This window comes from Spiroplasma sp. BIUS-1 (assembly GCF_010365805.1).
Classification (GTDB): Bacteria; Bacillota_I; Bacilli_A; order Mycoplasmatales; family Mycoplasmataceae; genus Spiroplasma_A.
This window is the reverse complement of record NZ_CP048386.1, coordinates 172,736-195,310: the sequence shown is the minus strand read 5'-3', so window position 1 is coordinate 195,310 and position 22,575 is coordinate 172,736. Positions and strand designations below refer to the sequence as shown.

Below are 22,575 nucleotides of genomic sequence, written 5' to 3'. Positions count from 1 at the left end.
TCCCCATTTCTAAACTATGTCATATTTGTCATAATATTGTTCGACAATTTCTTTAAACATATTAATTTTTTTCATTTCAATAGCAGCCGAAGGATCTGGATTTAAATCTGGATGGAACTGTTTTGCCATTTTTCTATATATTTTTTTGAACTCATCTGGTTTTGCCATTTTTGAAATACCAAAGTATGCGAAAGCATCATTAACTTCATCATTGAAAACCATAGTTTTTGTTTTCTCAAAGAAATCATCGATATCTTCGTCATCTCCTCCAAAAAAATCTGAGTATGTTGAAGAATATGTTGAAGAATTTCCTTGTCCATATTCATTTTGGAAAACAAAAGTTTCAACTGTTAAATCAACCACTTGGTCTAACATTCTTGATCAGTGATAAGTGAAATCATCTCCTAAATCAATTATTTCTTCTATCAATAAGTGATGTTTATAAGGGTCTAACTCTTTTCTATCAATCAATAGAAAAGCTTTTTCAATTATCCCATTAACAGAATCCATTGAAGTTCTTTGCATAACTTCAAAAACCCTTAATAAAGGTTTTTCATTTATATCTTTATTTGCAAAGGTATAATTAAAAACTTTTCAAAATTTTTCTGTTGTATAGTATGCGAATTTTGTTAAAGCAGCCACAATTAAAGCAGCTTCATAATTACCTAATCTTTCAGAAATGCTATTGTATGTTTCTTTAAAATAACTTGTCATTGGATAAGAATAAAAATTTTCCACAGTAGAAATAGAGTCTATTTTTCAAGTATAAGTCTCTAATTCTTCTGGAAGTTCTTGGATACTCAAAACTTCTTTTATGTCTTTATTAAAACTTGAAATTTCAGAAAGTAAAGTTTCAATGACTCAGTGATTTGCTGAGTTCATTGACCTATTTCATATAATGTTGCTTGAAATACCATCAGAGTAATCAAAAATGCTTGATTTCTTTTGGGTTTCTTTTTTCATTTTTTTAAATTCGCGTCTTCATCCCATGATTTTATTTCTCCATAGATTTATTATACTTTATAAAACATTTACTTTTAAAATTTCACTTATGTTTTTATAATTTGGCATATATTTCTCTACATGTCTTCAAAAATCCTTAGAATGGTTTTTGTGAACAAGGTGACTAAGTTCATGTATAACAACATAATCCAAAGCTTCCTTTGGAAAATGCAATAAGCGTGTATTTAATACAATTTTTGATTTTTCAGGATAACAAACCCCTCATTTACCCTTCATAGATTTGATAGTCAAATTTTTAAAGTCTAAATCCATAATTTGTTTATTTCTGTCAACAGATTCTTGAAAATAGTCTTTGTAAATGATTGCAAGTTTTTTGTACATCGCTTTGACTGTATCTTCTTCACTCTCATATAATTTAAAACTCGTTTTATTTTTAATATCGATTTCTTTTTCAAACTTAGCTGGGATTTTTTCGTTGTTTATTTTTATGAAACCATCTTTTTCAATAGAGAAAAATTTATGCTTTTCTCTATAATCTATTATTTTTTGTATTTTATGAATATTTTTGTAAATTAGTTGCTCTATTTCAAAGTCAAAAACTTGAAAAGGTGCTGAAACATATATATTTGTATCTTCCAACTTTAATCTTATAAACTTTTGATCTCTCAAAGTTAAAAAATATTCAATTTTTTGACCTTTATAGCTGAGAGTCTTTTTTTGTTTCATTTACTTCTTTCCCTTTTTTCTTTTTTGTTTTTTTGCTTCTTTGCGTTCTTTTCTTTCTTCTTCTGCTTTTTGCATAGCTTCAAATTTTAATCTTTTTTCTTCTGCTATTGTTTCATTTCTAACTCTTTTAATTTCTTTATCAACTTCATCTGGATTAAATTCTCCAAACTCTATTTTTCCTTCAATTACTTGATTTACCAAACTTCTTTGATTTGTTTCTCTAACAACAAAATCACTATAGTCTAACTTCATTTTTTTAACCATTATTGCTTCAAATATTGAAAAAATACCAAAAATTATGAAAACTATAAACACACATTGTATAGCTATCATTCAACCACTAAAAGGTCTAAATGTTAATTGCAATGAATTTCAAGCTTGTCATATAGGATCTTGATTTGGATCTGTTGGACTTGTTGCTAAACCTGATTCATAAAAAGGAATAGTAAAGTAAATTCCATAAATTATACTTATAAAAAGAACTGGTCAAAAGATATAGTTAAATGCTAAATAAGCTCTTTGAGATCAAGTTCTTTTATTAAAGAATGGTTTTACACTTGCAACCAACATTATTATTAGAGATAAAAATCACATCAACGGAGCTGCAACATTGATTGTGATATCTGTTGCTTTATGTACATTACCATCCAATAAAATAAGAGTTCAAATATAGTTGATAAGATTTCTTATCCCATCATCAAAAGCTAGGTTGAATGCTAATACAACTGGAGCTATAAGTCAAAATACAATCATAGCTATCCTAAAAATACTTAATAAAATCATAAAAAGAACAGATCCTGTTTTGAAATTTCTGAAGTTTATTTTCTTAAGTTTTTTCTTCTCAGATTTATTTTCTGTTTTTTTCATGTTTTCACCTTTCTTTCAAATAATATACAAAAAAGAATTTAAACAAAAATATGCTTAAATTCTCTAATGTTTATTTTCATCTATATCATTTCTTCTTGAAGTATATTTATAGTCTTTTCTAGATAAACTTGAAGAATGGATGCTTTCATAATCACTAGAAGAATTTGCTAGTGGATCTTGAACATTTGAACCGTATTCTCTTCTTGGAGTATAGTGTTTTGGTTCATAAGGTTCTTGTTGTACTGGTTGTTGTGGTTGTTGTGGTTGTTGATATTGTTGTGGTTGTTGAACTTGTACTGGTTGTTGTGGTTGTTGATAATGCATTTGGTCTTCAACAGAATAAGGAATTATTTTATTTTTATCTGCTTGTTCATCTTCTTTTAAAAGTTCAGACATATCCAAACCACTTAAAGCACCTGTTCTTTCAATTTCATCAATTGCTTCTTCATATGATTTGCTCAAACCACTTTTCATATTAAGAATTTTGTTTTTTAGTTCTGTAACATCTTGTGTTTGAGGAGTACTTATATTTACATTTGAATTTGAGTCTTCATTTGTTGCAAATTGGTGTCCTTGAACAGCTTGAGCTTGTTGTACATTTTGGTTTTGTTGTGCTCCTGGCTTAATTGAAATATGAATTATTGCTAAAACCAAATCAACTGTAAGAAGAGAAAATAAAGGCATAAAATATGTCATTTTGAACGCTATGTTTACACCACCAATAAATGTGTGGATTGATAAAAGTACAATAATACCAAATCCCATAACAGCGTTAACAACACCAAATACTTTTCCTGGTTTATTTTTTAAACCATTTGCTAAAAATCCTGCTCCCAAATATGCAATACCACTTATTAAAATTAACATTGCTGTTGTAGTAAACGCACTTGCTGAAAAACCGATTTTATAACCATTTACATCATTTGTAACAGTAAGTCATGGTATGACAAAAATTAGACAAATAGATATTATTGACATTATTATAAATCTTCAAACTCTTACTCTTCTCATCCCAAAACCCACCTTTATATTTAATTATATAATTTTCTAAGACAAAATTATATAAAAAATGATTAGAATTATCTAACCATTTTAAAATGTTTTATTGCACCATCATAAAAAGGTTCTGATGATATTTTAAATCCTGCTTTTTCATATAAACCAACTGCAGTTTCTTGTGCATTTAAATATATGTGCTTTGCTTCTAATTTTGAATTTGCAAATTCAACCAAATAATTTACCAACTCTAAACCCAAACCTTTATTCCTAAATTCTTTTAAAACAGCGATTCTACCTAAATATCAATCATCTTGTTTTTTTAGAATTCTTCCACAAGCAACGGGTTGATCGTTGTAAAAACCAATTACATGAAAACTAGATGAATCATATTCATCAAACTCTTCTTCTTTTGGATATTTTTGTTCTTCACAAAAAACAACTTCTCTTATTATTGATGTTTGTTCAAATACTGGGTTGTCATTTGAAAAATCTATTAAAAATTGCATATTAATCATCCAACTTAAGAACGGCAATAAATGCTTCTTGTGGAACTTCCACAGAACCAATTGCTTTCATTCTTTTCTTTCCTTCTTTTTGTTTTTCTAAAAGTTTTTTCTTACGAGAAATATCTCCCCCATAACATTTAGCCAAAACATTTTTTCTCATAGCTTTTATAGTTTCACGAGCAATAATTTTTCCACCAATTGCAGCTTGAATTGGTACTTCAAAGTTTTGTCTCGGTATTATTTCTTTTAATTTTTCAGTTAAAACTCTACCTCTACCTTGTGCAAAGTCTTTATGAACAATTATTGATAGAGCATCAACAATATCTCCATTTAATAAAATATCCATTTTTACTAATTTTGATGTTTTATAACCAATTAATTCATAGTCAAATGAAGCATATCCTTTTGACATTGATTTTAATTTATTAAAGAAATCAAAAACTATTTCATTTAAAGGCATTTCATACACAAGAGTTCTTCTAGTATCATCGATATATTCAATATCAATGTAATTACCTCTTTTATCCTGACATAAAGCCATTAAATCACCTAAATATTGATCTGGTGTCATTATTGTAACTTTTACAAAAGGTTCTTCAATAGTTTTTATTTTTTGAGGATCTGGTAAAAATGCTGGGTTATCAATTTCAATAATCTCATCGTTTGTTTGAGTAACTTTGTAAACTACTGATGGAGCTGTTGCAATTAGAGTTAAATCATATTCTCTCTCAAGTCTTTCTTGAATAACATCCATATGTAATAATCCTAAAAATCCACATCTAAATCCAAACCCAAGTGATTGAGAGCTCTCTGGTTCATAAACTAAACTTGCATCACTTAAAGATATTTTTTCTAGAGCTTCTTTTAAATCTTTGTATCTTGCAGTATCTACTGGATAAATCCCACAATAAACCATAGGGTTTAATTTTTTATATCCAGGAAGAGCTTCAGTTGCACTGTTTTCTTTTGTTGTGATTGTATCTCCAACATGAACATCTCTTACGGTTTTGATTGAAGCTGCGATTCAACCAACTTCTCCTGCTTCTAAACTATTTTTCTTAATTTCAAATGGTGTTTTAACTCCAAGTTCTGTTACCTCGTAAGTTGCACCAGATTGCATCATTTTGATAGTTTGACCAACTTTTATAGTTCCATCCATAACCCTCACTGAAACCATAACACCTCTATACTTGTCATAATAAGAGTCAAAAATTAAAGCTTTAAAAGGTTTTGAATCATCTGCTTCTAACGGACTTGGTATGAAGTTTACAATTGCTTCTAAAACATCTTCTACATTTAATCCAGTTTTTGCACTTATCATTGGTGCATTTGAACAATCAATTCCAATTACTTTTTCTATTTCTTCTTTAACTCTATCTGGTTCTGCTGCAGGTAGATCAACTTTATTGATTACTGGCACTATTTCCAAATCATTATCTAAAGCTAAATAAACGTTAGCTAAAGTTTGAGCTTCAATTCCTTGACTTGCATCAACAACAAGAAGTGCTCCTTCACAAGCAGCCAAACTTCTTGAAACTTCATATGTAAAGTCAACGTGTCCAGGAGTATCTATTAAATGAAAAATATATTCTTCTCCATCTTTTGCTTTATATTTTAATTGGACTGAGTTTAATTTAATTGTAATTCCACGTTCTCTCTCAATATCCATTGAGTCCAAAAGTTGAGCTTGCATATCTCTTTTTTCAACACTTCCAGTTAATTCTAAAATTCTGTCAGCCAAAGTAGATTTACCATGATCAATATGTGCGATTATACTAAAATTTCTAATTTTTGATTTATCCATATACAATCGTCTCCATAATTCCTTTAAATATTATAACCAATAATCTTTTGTTATTAGTAAATAAAAACTAGCTAATGCTAGTTTTTATTTTTTAGTTTTTTCATATTCTTCTCATATATTAGTTACATAATCATGATCAAAGGGTTTAACCTTATTTTTAATCATTGACTTTATTTCATCAACACTTTCTCAAACTTTATCTACAATTTCTGCAGAGTAATTTCAAGACATTCTGTTTCTGTTGAACTCTTTTAAATCTAAGATTTTGTAACTGTTATCATTAAATACTTTAAAATCTAAATCGTAATCGATATATTTTACTGTATCTTCTTCAAAAATATACGGTGAAGCCAAGTTACAATAATAATTAATTCCTCGCTCTTTAAACATACATATTATGTTATATCAGCTATTCTTAAAAAAGAATCATATAGCTGGTTCATTTGTTTTTCATTTTCTTCCATTAACTTCAGTAATTAATACTTCTTCGTTAATTAAAATTAAATAATCATCTGTTTCTTCAAAAACACTGACTTTTTCTCATGATCTATATAGTTTTCCACTATGTTTATATGCATGAACAAGAACTAAATCTCCAGTTTTTGATTTCATTCAAAAACCTCCCTTCAGCTGTCCACTAAATAATTGATACAAATAACGTTAATAGCACAAATGAATTGTGAATCCGTATACAAAATTATTATAACTTTAAAAATATAATAATTCCAAGCAATGATAAATTTAAAAACCACTTTTCATAAGGTTCATAAAAGTTTTTAGATTTTTGAGATATGATATAATCTATTATAACTACTAAGTTTATGGAGGATATTATGGCAAAAGAACTTTACAAAATCTCTGAAATAAAATTTGATCCTCATGCTTTTAAAGAAGAAGCAAATATAATTTTAGAAAAGTTTAAAGTGTATAATCAGTTTCTAAATAACTCACCTTTTGATACTCAATTTTTGAGTATGCAACTTCTAAAATATGAAGCAAGACACTCAAATATGATCGAAGGAATCGATACAAATGATATTGAGTTATTAGCTGCAAACACACCATTAAGTAAAAAAATTTCAAACTATGTTAATGCTTTAAAGTTTGCAAATGATGAATTAATTAAAAACAAAGTCTTTACAAAGGAAATGATTTTAAATATTCATAGAAATTTATTTTTAAATATGATGTCAATTGATGCAATTAATGCCAATCCTGGTGTTTGAAGAGTGAAGCAAGTGCAAATTGCCAATCATATGCCACCTCCACCAAGCAGAGTTGAAGAGTACATGGTAGAATTTATCGACTGAATTAATGACTCTAAACAATTTGAAGGTTGCTCTAATTTATTAGAATCAATTGTAAAAGCAGCAATTACACATGCTTATTTTGAAAAAATACACCCATTTACAGATGGAAATGGTAGAACAGGAAGAATACTTTTTAATATTGTATTAAATAGATATAACTTAACTACAAAACCATATTTTTATATATCAAAAGCAATTTTGCATGAGCAATTTTTATACTATCAAGCTCTAGCAAAATTAGATGATAGCAACGATTATCAAAAATGAATAAAATTCTTCTTAGATCTTTTGATTTATCAATTAGATGCAAACATTAAGACTTTTGAAAGTGCCAATGATTTATTTGTAGAAATCAAAAGAGAAATGATTTTAGATGAAGAAAGTTCTCACAGAGAAGTTAAAAGAGCGATGATGGATTATATGGTTCGTTATCCCATTTTCACTTTCTCAAGAGTTTACTTTAAAATAAAACCACAGTTTGAAAAAATAGATGATGCCACTTTTGTATCATTATTTGATGAATTAATAGCAACTTACAAAATGAGAAAAATACCAGAGTCTAAAAACTATGAATTTAGTAGAGTTGTTGATTTAATTGTTGGAAAAGATTGATAAAAAAATAGATGCTTATGCATCTATTTTTAATATGCTCTGGCAAAATATACCATTAATTCAGAGTCTTTATTACAGTTAAAACATTTTGATTTTGTTTGCTCAACACCTTCTGGAATACATCTTGAGTTAGTTGATGTTTTTTGTTTTACATCATTTTCACATTCGATTTCACCACAAAACGGAACAAGAACAAATCCTGGTGTTTTTTCAATAATAGTTTTATATTCTTCTAATGTATTTGCTTTGAAAGTCTTATTTTTTCTATTTTCTAAAGCTTTTTCATAAAGATTTTTGTCGTGTTCTACTATTTGGTTTTTTATATAAGTTTCTACTTCATCTAGTTTAACTTGTACTTTATTTCTTAAGTCTCTTCTAGAAATAGTAACAACACCTTCTTTTAGATCTCTAGGCCCAACTTCAATTCTAATTGGAACACCTTTAATTTCTGCTTCTGAAATTTTAAATCCAAATGATTTATCAGTTTTATCCAACTCTACTCTATAGTCGCTTGCCAATTTTGATTTTAAGTCATTTGAAACATTCATAACTTCATCTGAATCGTTAATTGCAATTATAGACACTTGAATTGGAGCTACTTTACTTGGTAAAACTAAACCAAAATCATCAGAGTGAGTCATAATTATTGCTCCAATCAATCTTGTTGAAATCCCTCAACTTGATGAATAGGCATTTTCTTCTTTTTGTTCTTTATTTTGGAATTTGATATTAAATGCTTTTGCAAAATTATCTCCAAAATAGTGACTTGTCCCTGATTGCAATGACTGACCATCATACATAAGAGATTCAATAGTGTATGTTTCTTGTGCTCCTGCAAACTTTTCTTTTTCTGTTTTTCTTCCGGCAATAACAGGTAGTAATAAAACTTCGTTTGCTATTCTTTTATAAACTTCCAAGATATCTAAAGTCATTTCTTTAGCTTCTTGTTTGCTTGAATGGAAAGTATGACCTTCTTGTCATAAGAATTCACTACTTCTTAAAAATGGTCTAGTAGTTTTTTCTCATCTCATTACATTAGCTCATTGATTATATTTAACAGGAAGATCTCTATAAGATTTTATTTCTCTTGATAGAAAGTCTGCAATTATAACTTCACTTGTAGGTCTAATAAATAAGTTTTCACCTAAATCTTTATTACCAACTTTTGTAACAGTTGCCAATTCTGGAGCAAATCCTTCAACATGTTCTTTTTCAGCTAAAAATAATTTTTCAGGAATTAAAAGAGGAAAATAAACATTTTGTACTTCCAATTTTTTAAATTCACTATCTGCAAACTTTTGGATTTGTTCTCATATTGCATAACCGTGAGGTTTAAAAATCATTGTTCCTTTTACTGGACCATAATCCATTAAACCAGCATTTTTAACAACATCAGTATATCATTGACTAAAATCAATATCTCTTGATGTTATTTTTTCCATTTTATTTGCCATTATTTACTTTCTCTCTTTCTTTGTATCAACATTTCCTGTTTCACCATAAAATACATCAATATCTATGTCGTTTGCTTCAACATATGTTTGAATTCTTTTTAAGTTTGACTTGTCTTTAATCATTATAAAATCAATTGCCTCTAAAGGAATTGTTTCATAAATATAAACTATATTTTTTACTTCATCAATTGCTCAATCTTCTTTAGATAATTTTGCAAGTTTTTCTGGATCTATTCCAATAACTGTAATTTTTTCAATATTAACTTTTGATTCACTAGCTCATTTTCAAAAATGTGCTCTTGTTGAACTGTCAAATTCTAATCCCACTGAATTTTCATTTTCTAAATATGTTCAAACAACATATTCTTCATCTTTTCTAAGTTTTTGGTCTTTTAAAAGTCTGATACCATGTTCTAAAATTAACAAAACATTATTAACATCAGTGTAAAAATATAAGTTACTTATTTTTTTTGATTTAATAATTCCAAGAACTTTCTTTTGACCTTCTTTATTACTGAATATCTTTTTCAAAAGTCCTTTTTTTGGTTTATTTTCACTTAAATCATTTATCATTTTGTCTTTTTTCATTGTTATCACCTCTTAGTAACTCTTATATCTATTATTTTATAGGTATTATTTTCATAATCAAATAAAAAACCAAGATTTTATAATCTTGGTTTAATTTCTTATAAATGGCGGATTGAGAGAGACTCGAACTCTCGCGCCAGTTACCCGGCCTAACACCTTAGCAGGGTGCCCTCTTCACCAACTTGAGTACCAATCCATTTACATAAATCATTATAGCAAAAAAATAGTATTTATTACTACTACATTTAGTTTTATAAATAAAATTGGCAAAATAAAAAAACATCCTAAGATGTTTTAAAAATATAATTATTTTTTAGCTTTTCTTTGCTCTCCTAAGATTTTTATCATACGAGGTTTTAAGGCTTCTTGTTCTCCACCATAAACTACTTGTACGTTGTTTCCTCTTATTAAAGCTCCGTTTGCTCCACCAAGCGATAAGATTCCTTCTTTATCAACTATCGATGAGTCTTTAACTGTTAATCTTAAACGACTGGCACAAGCGTCGATATCTTCAATGTTTGACTCACCACCTAAGAATTCAATTATTTTTCTAGCTTTTTCCATTCTAGCATCTTCTGCAACTGATTTAGAATTTTCCATTTTTGAACCATCTAAATTTTGTCCTTTTGATGCTTTATAGTCAGCTTTTGTTTTTAATTGTGCTTCACTTGATCCATCACGACCAGGAACCATTACATTTCCATATTTTACTGCAAAGTAGAATGAGAAGAAGTAGGCTGGCGCCATTACTGCTGCTACACCTAATACTGCAAAACATGATTTAGCACTCATAGCATTACTTCCAAAGAATGGAATAACTCCAAATACTATATAGTCAATAAATCCTCCTGAAACAGTCATTGAAACGTGAGTTTGGAATAAACCTGTTAACAAGAATGAAATTGATGCTAAAGGCATATGAACTCCATAGAATAATCATGGTGCTAAGAATAAGAATGTATATTCGATTGGTTCAGTAATACCTGTTAAGAAACAAGTAAATGCAGCTGAGAAATAAATTCCCATAACTGATTTTCTATTTTCTTTAGGAACATTTAACCACATGGCAAGTCCTGCCATTGGTAAACCAATTAACATAAATCCAAATTTTCCTGATTGGAATCTACCAATATTTAAACCTAAAGCTTCTAAATCTGTAAAGTTTAGAACTCCAGTGTTTGCAATAACTTTATAAGCCATTGTTTGGTCTCCCATTGCTTGTCATAAGTCTTTATAATCTGTACTTATCAAAGTTTGAATTTGTTCAAAAGTTTTAAATACACCACCTGTGTTGTGGTTAATATTTCAAATATTTTCAAACGCTTCTTTCTGAGCTTCAGTTGCACCAGCAAAAGCTTCAGCAATTGAACCTCCTGCATTAGTTCATCATAAAGGTGCATAGAAAACGTGGTGTAGTCCGAAAGGAACTAGAGAACGTTCTGCAATTTCATATATAAATGAGTCAACACCAAATGGTAATTCTCCTGAAACTCTACCAAATGCAGCTAGACCCATTCCTAAATATGGTCATAAGAACATAAACAAGAATGATAAAGGAATAACTGCAACAAAAGTAATAATTGGAACTAGTTTAGTTCCTGAAAAGAAACTTATTGCTGAAGGCAATTGTGTATCATGGAACTTGTTATAACATTTTGCAGCAATTGCTCCAACAAAGATACCTGCAAAAACTCCTGTATTCAATGAATTAACACCAATATTTGATGTTATCAAACCATTTGGTATTTTATTAATTCATAACAATGAATAATAAACTGATCCTGCAGCATCAATCAATTCTAAATTTGAATTAATTAAAACTCCATTTCCAGCTTCAGCTATACCTTTATCAGAAGCACTTACATATTTAACAATATCTTGTAAATTGAAACCATCCCAATTTATAGAACCATTAGCATTATATAATTGCTTTCAAACTTGGTTTGAAGAATCCCCTCCCAGGTTAACTAGAACTCAAACACTATCTTTATCAACAGTTTGAGTATGTAATAAGGCCGCTTGAGCACCATTCATAACCAAGAAACCAACAACAGCAGTTAAAGCAGCTATCCCAGAATCTTTAGTATATGCTAAAGCGACAGATATACAAAATAATACAGGTAAGTTTCCAAAACAAACGTCACCCATTTTATTTAAAACAGAACCAAAGTAAAAACCAAAACTTGCATCGGGTGAATTGGTAGCTATAGCTGAACCAACACCCAAGAATACACCGGCTATCGGAAGTAAAGCAATCGGTAATAAGAATGCTTTACTTAGTTTTGAAAGAGTTGGCATTATTCCATGCCCCATTCTCTTCATGTAGTTTACAAATTGATTGTTTGTCTTTTCTCCATTTTTTGAAGAAATATTTTTCATAAACTCTATTCTCTCTTTCTAGTTGAAGCAAAGTTAGAAGAGCATTGTCAGTCCAGTTATAGACATTATCAATCCAAACAAAGCCAAAAAAACAGGAAAATTTTTTTTAGTGAATTCTCAGATTGTTTGGCTTTCTTTATTTTTTGAATTTAGTATTGAATTTTCTTTTGGTGAGTTTTTTGAACGATAAATTAATCAACCAAAAATAGCCATTATTAATAACCCTAATATAATTAATGACAATCCAATTATTTGTTTTTCTTCCATAAACTTACTCCACACTTTAATTATGCTGCTTTTTTTTTTTTTTTTTGATTAAAGTGGGTGCACATATGTAAAGTTAAAATTATTTTTATTGATTGAAAATAATTTTATTACTTTTAATTTTTTTTAGTCATTGTTCATAAAGTTTTGATTGATTTTCTTTTTCTAATTGAACAAATTTTATTTGTTCAATTTTTAAGTTATTTTCTTTAATGTAATTTTTTATTATTTGTTTTTTATTATTTTTAATATCTTCAAATATATTATTTATTTCAAGATCAAAATTTTCAGTTGCAAATATATATATTGGCAAAAAGAAAGCTTTCTCATTTGAAATCTCAAAAAATAAAGCAAAAATTCCTTCTTTATTTTCAAAGGTTTCACCATAATTTATTATTTTTTTATTTTTAAAAAAACTTAACTCTTGCTTATTTAAACTTTTCTTTAATCCGAAAGCTGAACCAGCTCCCCAAAAAGCAACCGCTAATCCTAATAAAAATAAAATTATAAGTAAAACTAAAGCTCATGTTGGCAGATTACCAACTTGGTTATGATCTTTCAAAGTTTATTCTCCTTTTTAGATAAAGTGTTTTATATACAAAGGTTTAATATCTTCAACATTTTTAATTTCTTGAAAACTGTCTTTTGTTAATAAAAAACATTCTTTAAAATCAATATCTTTATAATCTTTTACTACATTAAAATCTTTAAACTGTTTTTCAAATTCTTCTAAGTAGTCTAAAGGTATTATTTGATCTTCAATTATATTTTTAGCTTCTTGATAAATACCTATATATATTTTAGATCCTTTTGCATCTAAAATACTAATTGTTTTTTTATTTGATGCTTGATAAGCAAGAGAAGATAGTAAAAATACTTTGAATTTTTCATTTACTGTTTTCAAAGTTTTAATGATTGTTATAGCCACTCTAACTCCAGTATAACTTCCAGGTCCTTTTGTTGCATATAGACTTTTAATGTCATGAATGGTTAAGTTATTTTTATTTAAAAATTTTTGAAGTTCTTCTAAAGCAATATCGCTTATTCTAATTTGGTTATCCAAAAAAAATGAATCGATTATTTTATTATCTTTTTCTAAAATAAAAATTAACTTATTATTGCTAGTATCTATAAAAAGATTCATATTAATTTATCTCCTCTACTTCAAAAACTCTTTTTGTTTCATCTATTACATCTATTGTTACTTTAATAACTTTAAAATAACTTTCATAATTTATATCTAAATTTTGACTTCACTCCACAATATTTATAGAATCAATCATTTCTTCTAAATACATTTGTGGATCTTCTTGCAAAGTTAATCTATATGCGTCTATATGATTTATTTTAAAATTTTCAAAACCATACTGATTCATTATAGTAAAAGTTGGAGAAGTGACAATTTCTTTTACTCCAAATTCTTTTAAAAGTTCTTTTGTGAATGTAGTTTTTCCAGCACCCATTTGACCAATCAATAAAATACAAACATTCTTAGTTAACTTATCTTTTAAGTAAATAGCTACTTTATTTAATTCTTGTAAATTATTAATTTCAAATCTCATTGCGCCAACCTCTTTTCACATATGTATATATGATATAATGATTTTGCAATATTTTGGAGGCAATTATATGGTTAAAGACATTTTAATAATTGGATGTGGGTCTGCTGGTATGTATGCATGAAAAATGGCTGCAGATTTAAAACTTACAGGAGATGTAGTAGAAGCCAAAGAAACTTATGGTGGACAAGTTACAACTTATTATCCAGAAAAGTTTATATACAATTTCCCTGCCATTCCAAAAATACAAGCTCAAGAAGCTATGGATAAAATGTTCGAATCAATTAACAAAGAAGATGAGAACTTTAATTTAATTTTTAATACATATGTAACAGGAATTAAAATAATAAAACCCGAAGAAGAAAAAGATATTAACTGATTTGAAGTTAATTTTTCAAATAAACAAGTCGGACAATATAAGAGAATATTATTTACAGATGGAATGGGAGTTTTCAAACCAATTCAATTAGTAGATAAATTATATGACAACATATTTTATTCAGTTACAAATATGCAAAGTTTCAAAGATCATAATGTTTTAATTTTTGGTGGAGGAGATTCTTCATTAGATTGAGCAAACGAACTTACAGGTATTGCTAAGTCAGTTACTATAATTCACAGAAGAGAAGAATTCAGAGCTAAACCAGCAAGTATTGAACAAGCTAAAACAAATAATGTTAAGTTTTTAACTTCTTATAACTTCGTTGAAATATGTGATGAAGAAAATGATTGTGCTAAAAAATTAAAAATAGTTGGTATTGATTCAAAAGAGGAATTAGAACTTGAATTTGATTCAGCAATTGTTCAATTTGGTTCAACCATTGATAAAGAAAAGTTTGAAAATTTAGATTTAAAAATAAATAAACTAAATAGATTCGAAGTTGACTATACAATGGAAACTTCAGTTAAAGGAATATTTGCAGCAGGAGATTGTTGTGTTTATGAAACTAAAATTAGAAACTTAGTTTCAGGAGTGTACGAATCAATGCAAGCTGTTGTTAATATTGAAAAAATAATAAAAGATAGAAAAGCAGTTAATAACGGTTGATAAACCTATTAATTGCTTTTTTTATTCAAATAAAAGATAATAGAATAGAAATAAAAACGAGGATATTATGAATAAAAAATTAAAAATAACACTGTGATCTTTATTTTTCACTTACTTCTCAGCTTTTCTAGTTTTATCTGCAACTATGGCTCAAATAGATCCTGCACCAAGATATCATGTTTTTGGAGAGGTAAATAAAATGTTTGCAGATATGTCTTTTTGAACAACCCAAACAAATTGAATGTTTTTTATATTCTTTATTTTTGTTGCTCTTGATGGTAAATGAGGTATTTGAAAACCGGGAAAGGTTGCTTGAATTAATTTTTTGGCTTACTTTACACTTACAATGGCATTATTCTGATCCGCACTTTCTGCAACACTATCAAATCAAAATATAGATTCAAATCCTTTAGTAGCATATGCTAATGTTTATAATTCATTTCTTAAATGATTTATAACTGTTACAACACACTTAGTTACATATATAATTGCAATAACTTATTATATTGTTGTTGTTAAAAAGGAAAAAATTGATATAAAAAGTTGATATAAAAAAGACTTATTAGTCGGTTGAATTTATCCAATATTCTACTTATTGTTTGTATCAATAAGAATGTTGATAATGTTTAAAATAGGATTGGGACATTATGTGGATGGTATTTCTGAAAAAGATAAAACTTTTTTAGAAAATAATTATGAGTGAGTCTTAAACGACAAATATGTGGATATCGGAGTTTTAGCAACGCCTTATTTCTTCTTTAATCCTTTGGTTGCAAAAAACGGTTTAGAGTTATTTGTTCTTGGAACAATTGGTTGTTTACTTTTAATTACAGCTTGTCAATACTTAATGATTGTTGTTAACAATGCTTTGTTAAAAGAAAAAAAAGTTAAAGAGGTTAACAAAAATTTTGAAATAAATAGAGCTGAAAAGATTTTTAGTTATATTAAGTTATCTATTAGTACAGTGATTTTAGGATTAGCAATTTATAAATTAACAATAATTGAAAATTATAATTTTAAAGGAGATATACAATCACTTTACTATCTTGTATATCCTTTAATTTATATATTTGCTATTATTGCAAATATTGCAACAATTATTCTCACATCTTTAAGACTAAAAAATAAATATAACAATCCCACACTAGAATTTTTAACCTCCACATTCTCTGGGTTATTTATGATTCAAGTTTATGGTATATCAATTTTAATTTTCATTCCTATAGTTTTAGAAAGAATATATAAAAATAAAAAAATACCTTCTTTAAAATAGAAGGTATTTTTTTATTTTTCAATTAATGAAGGTTGTGTCATTTCTTCAGGAATTTCTACTCCCAAGATTTCACAAATTGTTGGTGCCACATCGGCGATGGCAGCATCTTTTGTTCTCATTTTAATTGATTTATCAGTAATAATAATTGGTACTGGTTGACTTGTATGTTTCTTGTTTGGTCCACCTTCTGCATCAATCATAACTTCAGCATTTCCGTGATCCGCTGTAATAATCATTGTAGCTCCGTGTTCTTCACAAGCTTCGTAAACTCTTTTTAATTGTTCATCTAAAGTTTTTACACCTTTAATTGCAGCTTCTAAAACACCTGTGTGTCCTACCATGTCACAGTTAGCGTAGTTTAAAACAATTAAATCAAATTCTTCTGATGCAATTCTTTCAACTAATTTATCTGTAATTTCAACAGCTGACATTTCAGGTTTTAAATCATAAGTTGCCACTTTTGGAGATGATATAAGATCTATTGCAGCTCCATCAAGTTTAATTTCTTCTTGAGTTGCAAGTCCATTTTTGAAGTAATCTTTTCCTCCATCAAAGAAGAAAGTTACGTGAGCAATTTTTTCAGTTTCAGCAATTCTTAATTGTTTATAACCTTTTTTGCTTAATCATTCTCCTAAACCATTAACAACTTCTATTGCTTTAAATGCAATATGGTTTGATTTAACAGAATCAGAGTATTCCATCATACATAAGAAGTAAATTTTATCTCCTAAGAAAGTTAAATCATTAAATGATTCATCACTTCAAGCAGCATATCCATTGTTTGTAAATGTACTTGCCATTTGAATAGCTCTATCTGGTCTAAAGTTTGCAAATACTACTGTATCGTTTTCTTTAACATAACCATTTTCACAACTTGAGTTGTATGCAGGAAGGATTCCTTCATCATCTTTACCTAAGTCGTATTGTGATTGAATATAAGCTGCAGGATCTGTAAATGAATTTTCACAGTTTCTGTTAACCATTGATTTATATCCTTCAGCTACTCTTTCCATTCTTTTATCTCTATCCATTGAATAGAATCTACCAGAAATTGAACCAACTTGCCCAACACCGTATTTTTCAAATAGCTCATTTAGTTCTTTTAAGTAATTTAAAGCTACAGTTGGTTTTGTATCTCTTCCATCAGTGAATAAGTGTAAGTAAATTTCTTTTAAACCAGCTTTAGCTGCTGCTTCAAAAGTTGCAAACATGTGTTTCATGTGTGAGTGAACTCCACCATCTGAGAATAATCCCATAATGTGGAAAGCACTATTATTATCTAAAGAGTTTTTTATTGCTTTTTGAATTTCTTCATTTGAATCAAATTTATTATCATTGATAGCTTTGTTAATTAATGATAATGATTCATATTTAATTCTTCCAGCTCCTAAATGAATATGTCCAACTTCTGAGTTACCCATTTGTCCTTCAGGTAAACCCACTCATTCACCACTTGCGTGTGATGAAGCTCATGGATATTCTTTTTTAAGACTTTCTACAAATTCCATATTAGCTTCAAGAACTGCATTCCCTTTACCAGGTTCAGCAAGTCCTCAACCATCTAATATAGCTAATACTACTGGTTTTTTATTTTTCATATTTATTCTCCTAATATATATTTGTTAATTGCTTTTGCAACAGCACCTTCTAAATTAGTATATTCAGAAACTTCAGTTGCTTTTTCTTTTATTTCATCATGGGCGTTAGCGGGAGCTATTGAAAGTCCAGCATATTCAAACATAGGTACATCATTTGCACCATCTCCCATTGCTAAAATTTCTTCTTTATCAATTGAGAATTTTTTTGATAAAAATTCTAAAGCATATTTTTTATTAATTCCTTTTTTAGTAACTTCTCCTGCAGGAGAACCTTCTGTTCAAGAAACTTCTAAACCAAGTTCTTTAAGTTTATTTACAAATTTGGTATTTGTGTTCATTGTCAATATTTTATGACAATCCAACATTTCCATACCTTGTTCAAAAATAACTGGTTCATAATCAAAGAAATTAGTTTCATGTTTTAGAACTTTTGCTTTTTCAATTGGCATACTTACATAACTTAAAGTATCATCGACTGTATATGCTCAAAGTTCAACTTCACTAAAATCTTTATCACTTTTTAAAAGTTCAAACGCTTTTAAAGCAGTTTCTTTGTCTATAGGATTTGCATCAATTGCTTTCTTATCTTTTAAATCATAAATAAGAGCTCCATTGAACGCTGCAAAGATTGCCCCATCACTTGAAAAATCAAACAACTCAAGTCTATTAAGCTTTGTGTGAATTGGTCTTCCAGTAACAAATACAACTTTTGTTCCTTTTTTAATTGCTTTATTGATAGGTTCGACATTTTCCATTACTATATCATCCAACGATTTGAAAGTAGTTCCATCCATATCCAGAGCTAAAATTTTATAACTCACTTTTTAAAAATTATCCTTTGTAGTTTACTAATCCTAAGTATGAATCTTCTATTAATGAAGCTCCACCAACTAGTGCACCATCTATATCAGCTTGATCTAAGATGTCTTTGATATTTTCTGGTTTAACACTTCCACCATATTGGATTAATATTTCATTTGCAACTTGTTCGTTGTAAATTCCTTTAATAATATCTCTAATTTCTTTACATACATTTTGTGCAATTTCAGGAGTTGCAACTTTACCTGTACCAATTGCTCAAATTGGTTCATAAGCTATAACAACTTTTTTTGCATCATCTGCAGAAATTCCTGCAAAGTCTTTTGTGATTTGTGATTTAACTCATTCGATTGTTTTTCCAGCTTCATAAGTTTCTAAACTTTCTCCACAACATAAAATTGGTGTTATGTTTGCAGCTAATAAAGCTTTAGCTTTATTGTTTATCATTTCATCTGTTTCTCCAAAGATATCTCTTCTTTCTGAGTGACCGATAACTGCGTATTTAACATTTAGGTCTTGTAGCATTGGAACTGATATTTCACCAGTGAATGCTCCTTCTTTTTCGAAATATACGTTTTGTGCTGAAATAACTATGTTTTTAGCAACTTTTTGAACGTCACTTAACATAATTGAAGGTACAGCAATACCTGCAATAATATTTTCATCATTTTTAACTTTTGAATCTACTGATTTAATGAATTCAATAGCTTCTGAATTTGTTTTGAACATTTTTCAGTTCCCTACAATAATTTGTTTTCTCATGTTTATATGCTCCTTTAGTATTTACTCTATGATTTTACACCATATGTAATGTTGATAATTTATAAAATAAAAAATCCCTTATGGGATTCTCTATTTTAAAAGTTTTCCAGCTTCTTGATCAATAACTATAGTTACATTTGGGTGATTCAGAAGAGCTGAACAAGGTCATTCTTTAGAAATTGGCCCTTCAACTAAATTTTTAACAGCTAGAGCTTTAGATTCTCCTGTTGCTATTAAAACTATTTTTTTTGCATTCATAATTGATTTTAAACCCATAGAAATTGCTTGTGTGGGAACATCACTTTCTTTTTCAAAAAATCTTGAATTTGCTTCTATTGTTGATTTTGTTAAATCTACTATAGAAGTTAATCCTTCAAAATCACTTCCAGGTTCATTAAAACCAACATGTCCATTTATCCCTAGGCCAAGTAGTTGTAAATCAATTCCATTATGGTCAGAAATTAATTGATCATACTTTACAGCCTCTTCATTTGAATCAATCATTCCACTAGGAACGAATGTATTTACTTTTTTAATATTTATATGATTAAACAATTTGTCGTTCATAAAATATCTGTATGATTGTTCATGATCAGATTCTAAACCTTTATACTCATCTAAATTAAAAGTAGTAACTTCACTTCAATCAATAGATTGATCTTTTGTCTTTTTGATAATGTTTTCATAAGTTGTTATTGGTGAACTTCCTGTTGCTAATCCCAATACAGCTTTTGAATTGTTTTTTATCTCATCAAGTATTAAATCACTCACTACTTTTCCAGCTTCGCCGTTATTCATCACTTTTATTATTTTCATATCTTTCTCTCCTATTACATCTATATATTAACTAATTTTTGAAATTAATTTGTTTCAAAAATCAAAATAATTATAAAGTTCTTCTGTTTCTTCAATTCTTAAGTTTAATCTTGGTATCATTCTTTGTAGCAATACATAGGTTAGCAATCTGTTTTTAGCTCTGAATAGATATTTCTTTTTAGAAGTTGATATAACGACCCCAAATGTTTCAATATGTGCTTCTATTATTGAGTCATTTTTTATGACTTTTTTAACCCTTTGATTATTATCGGTTAAATATATGTTGTAGTTTGAAAAGTAACAGTCATACTTACCTATTAAACTTATTTTCTTTTCTTTTTCAGGAGTAAAGTTATGAACATTTACATTAGTTTGAATTAAATTTATTTTTTCTTTTTTTTCTAATTCAAATTTAACCGGAAGTTGTTTTAAAGGTCTTCAAGAGTTGAAAACCAACTCTTCTAAATCTCTAATAAACCTTTCTTCTTTTGAGTTTAAAGATAGGTTTAGTTTTTTAATATTTTTATTAAGCTTAATAATAAAGTTCTCAGATAATTTAAAGTTTAAATTAATTCATCTTCATAGAATTCAGTACTTGAAATAAGTAAATGTGTTTTTATCGTTAACCTTTTTTTCAACTTTTTTTATGTATAGTTTTGATTTTCTAGAAAGATTGTGTTCATCAAAGTATTTTACAAAGCTTGATCTTTTTAAGTAATAGTTTACATCTCCATTTACTCTTAAAAACATTTATATACCACCTTTATCTAGAAAACGAATTATGAAAATTTTTTTCAATAATTTATTCATAACACTTTAATTCATATATTATTATAATGTAAAAAGATTAAGGAGCAAGAGAAATGAAAACTATAGTTATAGGGACAAACCATGCTGGAACAACAGCTGTAAGAACCCTAAGAAGATTAGATCCAAATATGGAAATAACAACTTACGATCAAAATGATAACATATCATTTTTAGGATGTGGGATAGCACTTTGAGTGGCTGGTGAAGTAAAAGATCCTAACGGTTTATTTTATGCAAACCCAGAAATTTTAGCTGGAGAAAACATCAATGTTAAAATGGAACACCAATGAATTGGTATTGATGCAGAGAAAAAAACAGTTAGAGTAAAAAATATGAAAACTGGAGAAGAATTTGATGATAACTTTGATAAATTAGTTATTGCATCAGGTACTTGACCAATATTCCCTCCAATTGAAGGGATTGATTTAGAAGGTGTTCAAATTTGTAAAAACTTCCACCATGCTAAATTAATTAAAGCAGCAAATGAAAACAAAGATATTAAAAAAATCGCTGTTGTTGGTGCTGGATACATTGGTGTTGAATTAGTAGATGCTTTTGTAAGAAATGGTAAAGAAGTTTCATTAGTTGATATTGCTGACAGAATCATGCCAGTTTACTATGATAACGAATTTACAGGATTAGTTGAAGAAACCATGAAAGAAAAAGGAGTTAACTTAGCTCTTGGACAAAAAGTAGTTAAATTCGAAGGAAAAGATGGAAAAGTAACAAAAGTTGTTACTGACAAAGGTGAAATCGAAGTTGATTACGTAGTGTTCTCAGTTGGAGTTATTCCTCAAACAAGTCTTTTAAAAGGAATAATTGATCTTGATGAAAGAGGAGCAATTAAAACAAATGAATTTATGCAAACTTCAAACAAAGACATTTATGCTGTTGGAGATTGTGCACAAGTTTATAACTGTTCACTTAAAAAAGATACACAAATCGCTTTAGCAACAACAGCTGTTAGAACTGGTATTTTAGCAGCAGCTAACATTGTAAAAGGACATGAATTACCAAGCCCAGGATTTACAGGAGCAAATGGTATTGAAGTGTTTGGTTGAAAAATGGCTTCAGTTGGTATATCAATGGAAGCATGTAAACGTTTTGGAATTGATGCTGAAGAAGTTATGTTTAAAGATTCAGATAGACCAGAATTTATGTCAACTTACAAAGATGTTTGATTAAAAGTTATTTGAGAAAAAGACACAAGAAGAATTATTGGAGCACAAGTTGCATCAGTAAATAACCATACTGAAGTAATGTATATGTTTGCTTTAGGTATTCAAAAAGGATTAACAATTGATGAATTACCATTAGTTGATATCTTCTTCTTGCCTCACTTTAACAAACCATACAACTTTATTACATTAGCTAGTTTAGAAGTATTAGGTTTAAATTACTTTAAAAAATAATAAAAA

General features: G+C 28.2%; 23 protein-coding genes and 1 tRNA gene. 4 read left to right on the top strand and 20 right to left on the bottom strand.

The window, feature by feature from the left end; all coding sequences use genetic code 4:
* Positions 1 to 9: 9 nt before the first annotated feature.
* The 7 genes from SBIUS_RS04400 to SBIUS_RS00905 form a co-directional block, all read right to left on the bottom strand.
* Positions 10 to 990 carry a DnaJ domain-containing protein gene (locus SBIUS_RS04400; protein ID WP_203352886.1) on the bottom strand — a complete coding sequence of 327 codons (981 nt, stop codon included), beginning with the start codon at positions 988 to 990 and terminating at the stop codon, positions 10 to 12.
* A 30-nt stretch (positions 991 to 1,020) separates the two neighbouring features.
* On the bottom strand, positions 1,021 to 1,689 hold the full coding sequence (locus SBIUS_RS00930) for a M48 family metallopeptidase (RefSeq protein WP_162684631.1): 669 nt from the start codon (positions 1,687 to 1,689) through the stop codon (positions 1,021 to 1,023).
* A complete protein-coding gene (locus SBIUS_RS00925) occupies positions 1,690 to 2,556 on the bottom strand; it encodes a hypothetical protein (protein WP_162684630.1) in 867 nt (288 codons plus the stop codon).
* A 63-nt stretch (positions 2,557 to 2,619) separates the two neighbouring features.
* Positions 2,620 to 3,567 (bottom strand): hypothetical protein, encoded by a 948-nt coding sequence (locus tag SBIUS_RS00920; protein WP_162684629.1) that lies wholly within the window; start codon positions 3,565 to 3,567, stop codon positions 2,620 to 2,622.
* Between the two features lie 68 nt (positions 3,568 to 3,635).
* A complete protein-coding gene (locus SBIUS_RS00915; protein ID WP_162684628.1) occupies positions 3,636 to 4,061 on the bottom strand; it encodes a GNAT family N-acetyltransferase in 426 nt (141 codons plus the stop codon).
* A 1-nt stretch (position 4,062) separates the two neighbouring features.
* Complete coding sequence (gene lepA / locus SBIUS_RS00910) at positions 4,063 to 5,865, bottom strand: translation elongation factor 4 (RefSeq protein ID WP_162684627.1); 1,803 nt, start codon at positions 5,863 to 5,865, stop codon at positions 4,063 to 4,065.
* An 84-nt stretch (positions 5,866 to 5,949) separates the two neighbouring features.
* Positions 5,950 to 6,477, bottom strand: coding sequence for a DUF402 domain-containing protein (locus SBIUS_RS00905; RefSeq protein WP_162684626.1), 528 nt, complete (start codon positions 6,475 to 6,477; stop codon positions 5,950 to 5,952).
* A 221-nt stretch (positions 6,478 to 6,698) separates the two neighbouring features.
* Between SBIUS_RS00905 and SBIUS_RS00900 the strand changes: the two genes are divergently transcribed.
* Positions 6,699 to 7,790, top strand: a complete 1,092-nt coding sequence (locus SBIUS_RS00900) for a Fic family protein (protein ID WP_162684625.1) — start codon at positions 6,699 to 6,701, stop codon at positions 7,788 to 7,790.
* 26 nt (positions 7,791 to 7,816) lie between these two features.
* On the opposite strand, the gene proS is transcribed toward SBIUS_RS00900, so the two are convergent.
* The 8 genes from proS to tsaE form a co-directional block, all read right to left on the bottom strand.
* Complete coding sequence (gene proS, locus SBIUS_RS00895; RefSeq protein ID WP_162684624.1) at positions 7,817 to 9,241, bottom strand: proline--tRNA ligase; 1,425 nt, start codon at positions 9,239 to 9,241, stop codon at positions 7,817 to 7,819.
* 3 nt (positions 9,242 to 9,244) lie between these two features.
* On the bottom strand, positions 9,245 to 9,829 hold the full coding sequence (locus SBIUS_RS00890) for a hypothetical protein (protein ID WP_162684623.1): 585 nt from the start codon (positions 9,827 to 9,829) through the stop codon (positions 9,245 to 9,247).
* 105 nt (positions 9,830 to 9,934) lie between these two features.
* A tRNA-Ser gene (locus SBIUS_RS00885) sits at positions 9,935 to 10,025 on the bottom strand.
* Between the two features lie 110 nt (positions 10,026 to 10,135).
* Complete coding sequence (locus tag SBIUS_RS00880; RefSeq protein WP_370456489.1) at positions 10,136 to 12,151, bottom strand: PTS transporter subunit EIIC; 2,016 nt, start codon at positions 12,149 to 12,151, stop codon at positions 10,136 to 10,138.
* Between the two features lie 90 nt (positions 12,152 to 12,241).
* Positions 12,242 to 12,475, bottom strand: a complete 234-nt coding sequence (locus SBIUS_RS00875; RefSeq protein ID WP_162684621.1) for a hypothetical protein — start codon at positions 12,473 to 12,475, stop codon at positions 12,242 to 12,244.
* Positions 12,476 to 12,560: 85 nt separating this feature from the next.
* The gene (locus SBIUS_RS00870) at positions 12,561 to 13,034 is read right to left on the bottom strand and encodes a hypothetical protein (protein WP_162684620.1); all 474 of its coding nucleotides are present in this window, start codon (positions 13,032 to 13,034) and stop codon (positions 12,561 to 12,563) included.
* 15 nt (positions 13,035 to 13,049) lie between these two features.
* Positions 13,050 to 13,616, bottom strand: coding sequence for a tRNA (adenosine(37)-N6)-threonylcarbamoyltransferase complex dimerization subunit type 1 TsaB (gene tsaB, locus SBIUS_RS00865; protein WP_162684619.1), 567 nt, complete (start codon positions 13,614 to 13,616; stop codon positions 13,050 to 13,052).
* A 1-nt stretch (position 13,617) separates the two neighbouring features.
* The gene (tsaE, locus tag SBIUS_RS00860) at positions 13,618 to 14,034 is read right to left on the bottom strand and encodes a tRNA (adenosine(37)-N6)-threonylcarbamoyltransferase complex ATPase subunit type 1 TsaE (protein ID WP_162684618.1); all 417 of its coding nucleotides are present in this window, start codon (positions 14,032 to 14,034) and stop codon (positions 13,618 to 13,620) included.
* A gap of 67 nt (positions 14,035 to 14,101) precedes the next feature.
* On the opposite strand from tsaE, the gene SBIUS_RS00855 reads away from it, so the two are divergent.
* Complete coding sequence (locus SBIUS_RS00855) at positions 14,102 to 15,082, top strand: NAD(P)/FAD-dependent oxidoreductase (protein ID WP_162684617.1); 981 nt, start codon at positions 14,102 to 14,104, stop codon at positions 15,080 to 15,082.
* A gap of 64 nt (positions 15,083 to 15,146) precedes the next feature.
* The gene (locus SBIUS_RS00850; RefSeq protein ID WP_162684616.1) at positions 15,147 to 16,352 is read left to right on the top strand and encodes a hypothetical protein; all 1,206 of its coding nucleotides are present in this window, start codon (positions 15,147 to 15,149) and stop codon (positions 16,350 to 16,352) included.
* Between the two features lie 11 nt (positions 16,353 to 16,363).
* Here the strand turns inward: SBIUS_RS00850 and gpmI are convergent, their stop codons facing one another.
* From gpmI to SBIUS_RS00825, 5 genes are all read right to left on the bottom strand, one after another.
* Positions 16,364 to 17,950, bottom strand: a complete 1,587-nt coding sequence (gene gpmI, locus SBIUS_RS00845) for a 2,3-bisphosphoglycerate-independent phosphoglycerate mutase (protein WP_162684615.1) — start codon at positions 17,948 to 17,950, stop codon at positions 16,364 to 16,366.
* Between the two features lie 2 nt (positions 17,951 to 17,952).
* Entirely contained in the window at positions 17,953 to 18,771 is an 819-nt protein-coding gene (locus SBIUS_RS00840; protein ID WP_162684614.1) for a Cof-type HAD-IIB family hydrolase, read from the bottom strand.
* Positions 18,772 to 18,781: 10 nt separating this feature from the next.
* Complete coding sequence (gene tpiA / locus SBIUS_RS00835; RefSeq protein ID WP_162684613.1) at positions 18,782 to 19,531, bottom strand: triose-phosphate isomerase; 750 nt, start codon at positions 19,529 to 19,531, stop codon at positions 18,782 to 18,784.
* A gap of 90 nt (positions 19,532 to 19,621) precedes the next feature.
* Positions 19,622 to 20,347: a glucosamine-6-phosphate deaminase gene (gene nagB, locus SBIUS_RS00830; protein WP_162684612.1), complete on the bottom strand. Its 726-nt coding sequence runs from the start codon at positions 20,345 to 20,347 to the stop codon at positions 19,622 to 19,624.
* A 27-nt stretch (positions 20,348 to 20,374) separates the two neighbouring features.
* On the bottom strand, positions 20,375 to 21,097 hold the full coding sequence (locus SBIUS_RS00825) for a hypothetical protein (RefSeq protein ID WP_162684611.1): 723 nt from the start codon (positions 21,095 to 21,097) through the stop codon (positions 20,375 to 20,377).
* Between the two features lie 113 nt (positions 21,098 to 21,210).
* Between SBIUS_RS00825 and SBIUS_RS00820 the strand changes: the two genes are divergently transcribed.
* Positions 21,211 to 22,569: an FAD-dependent oxidoreductase gene (locus tag SBIUS_RS00820; RefSeq protein ID WP_162684610.1), complete on the top strand. Its 1,359-nt coding sequence runs from the start codon at positions 21,211 to 21,213 to the stop codon at positions 22,567 to 22,569.
* Positions 22,570 to 22,575: the final 6 nt, after the last annotated feature.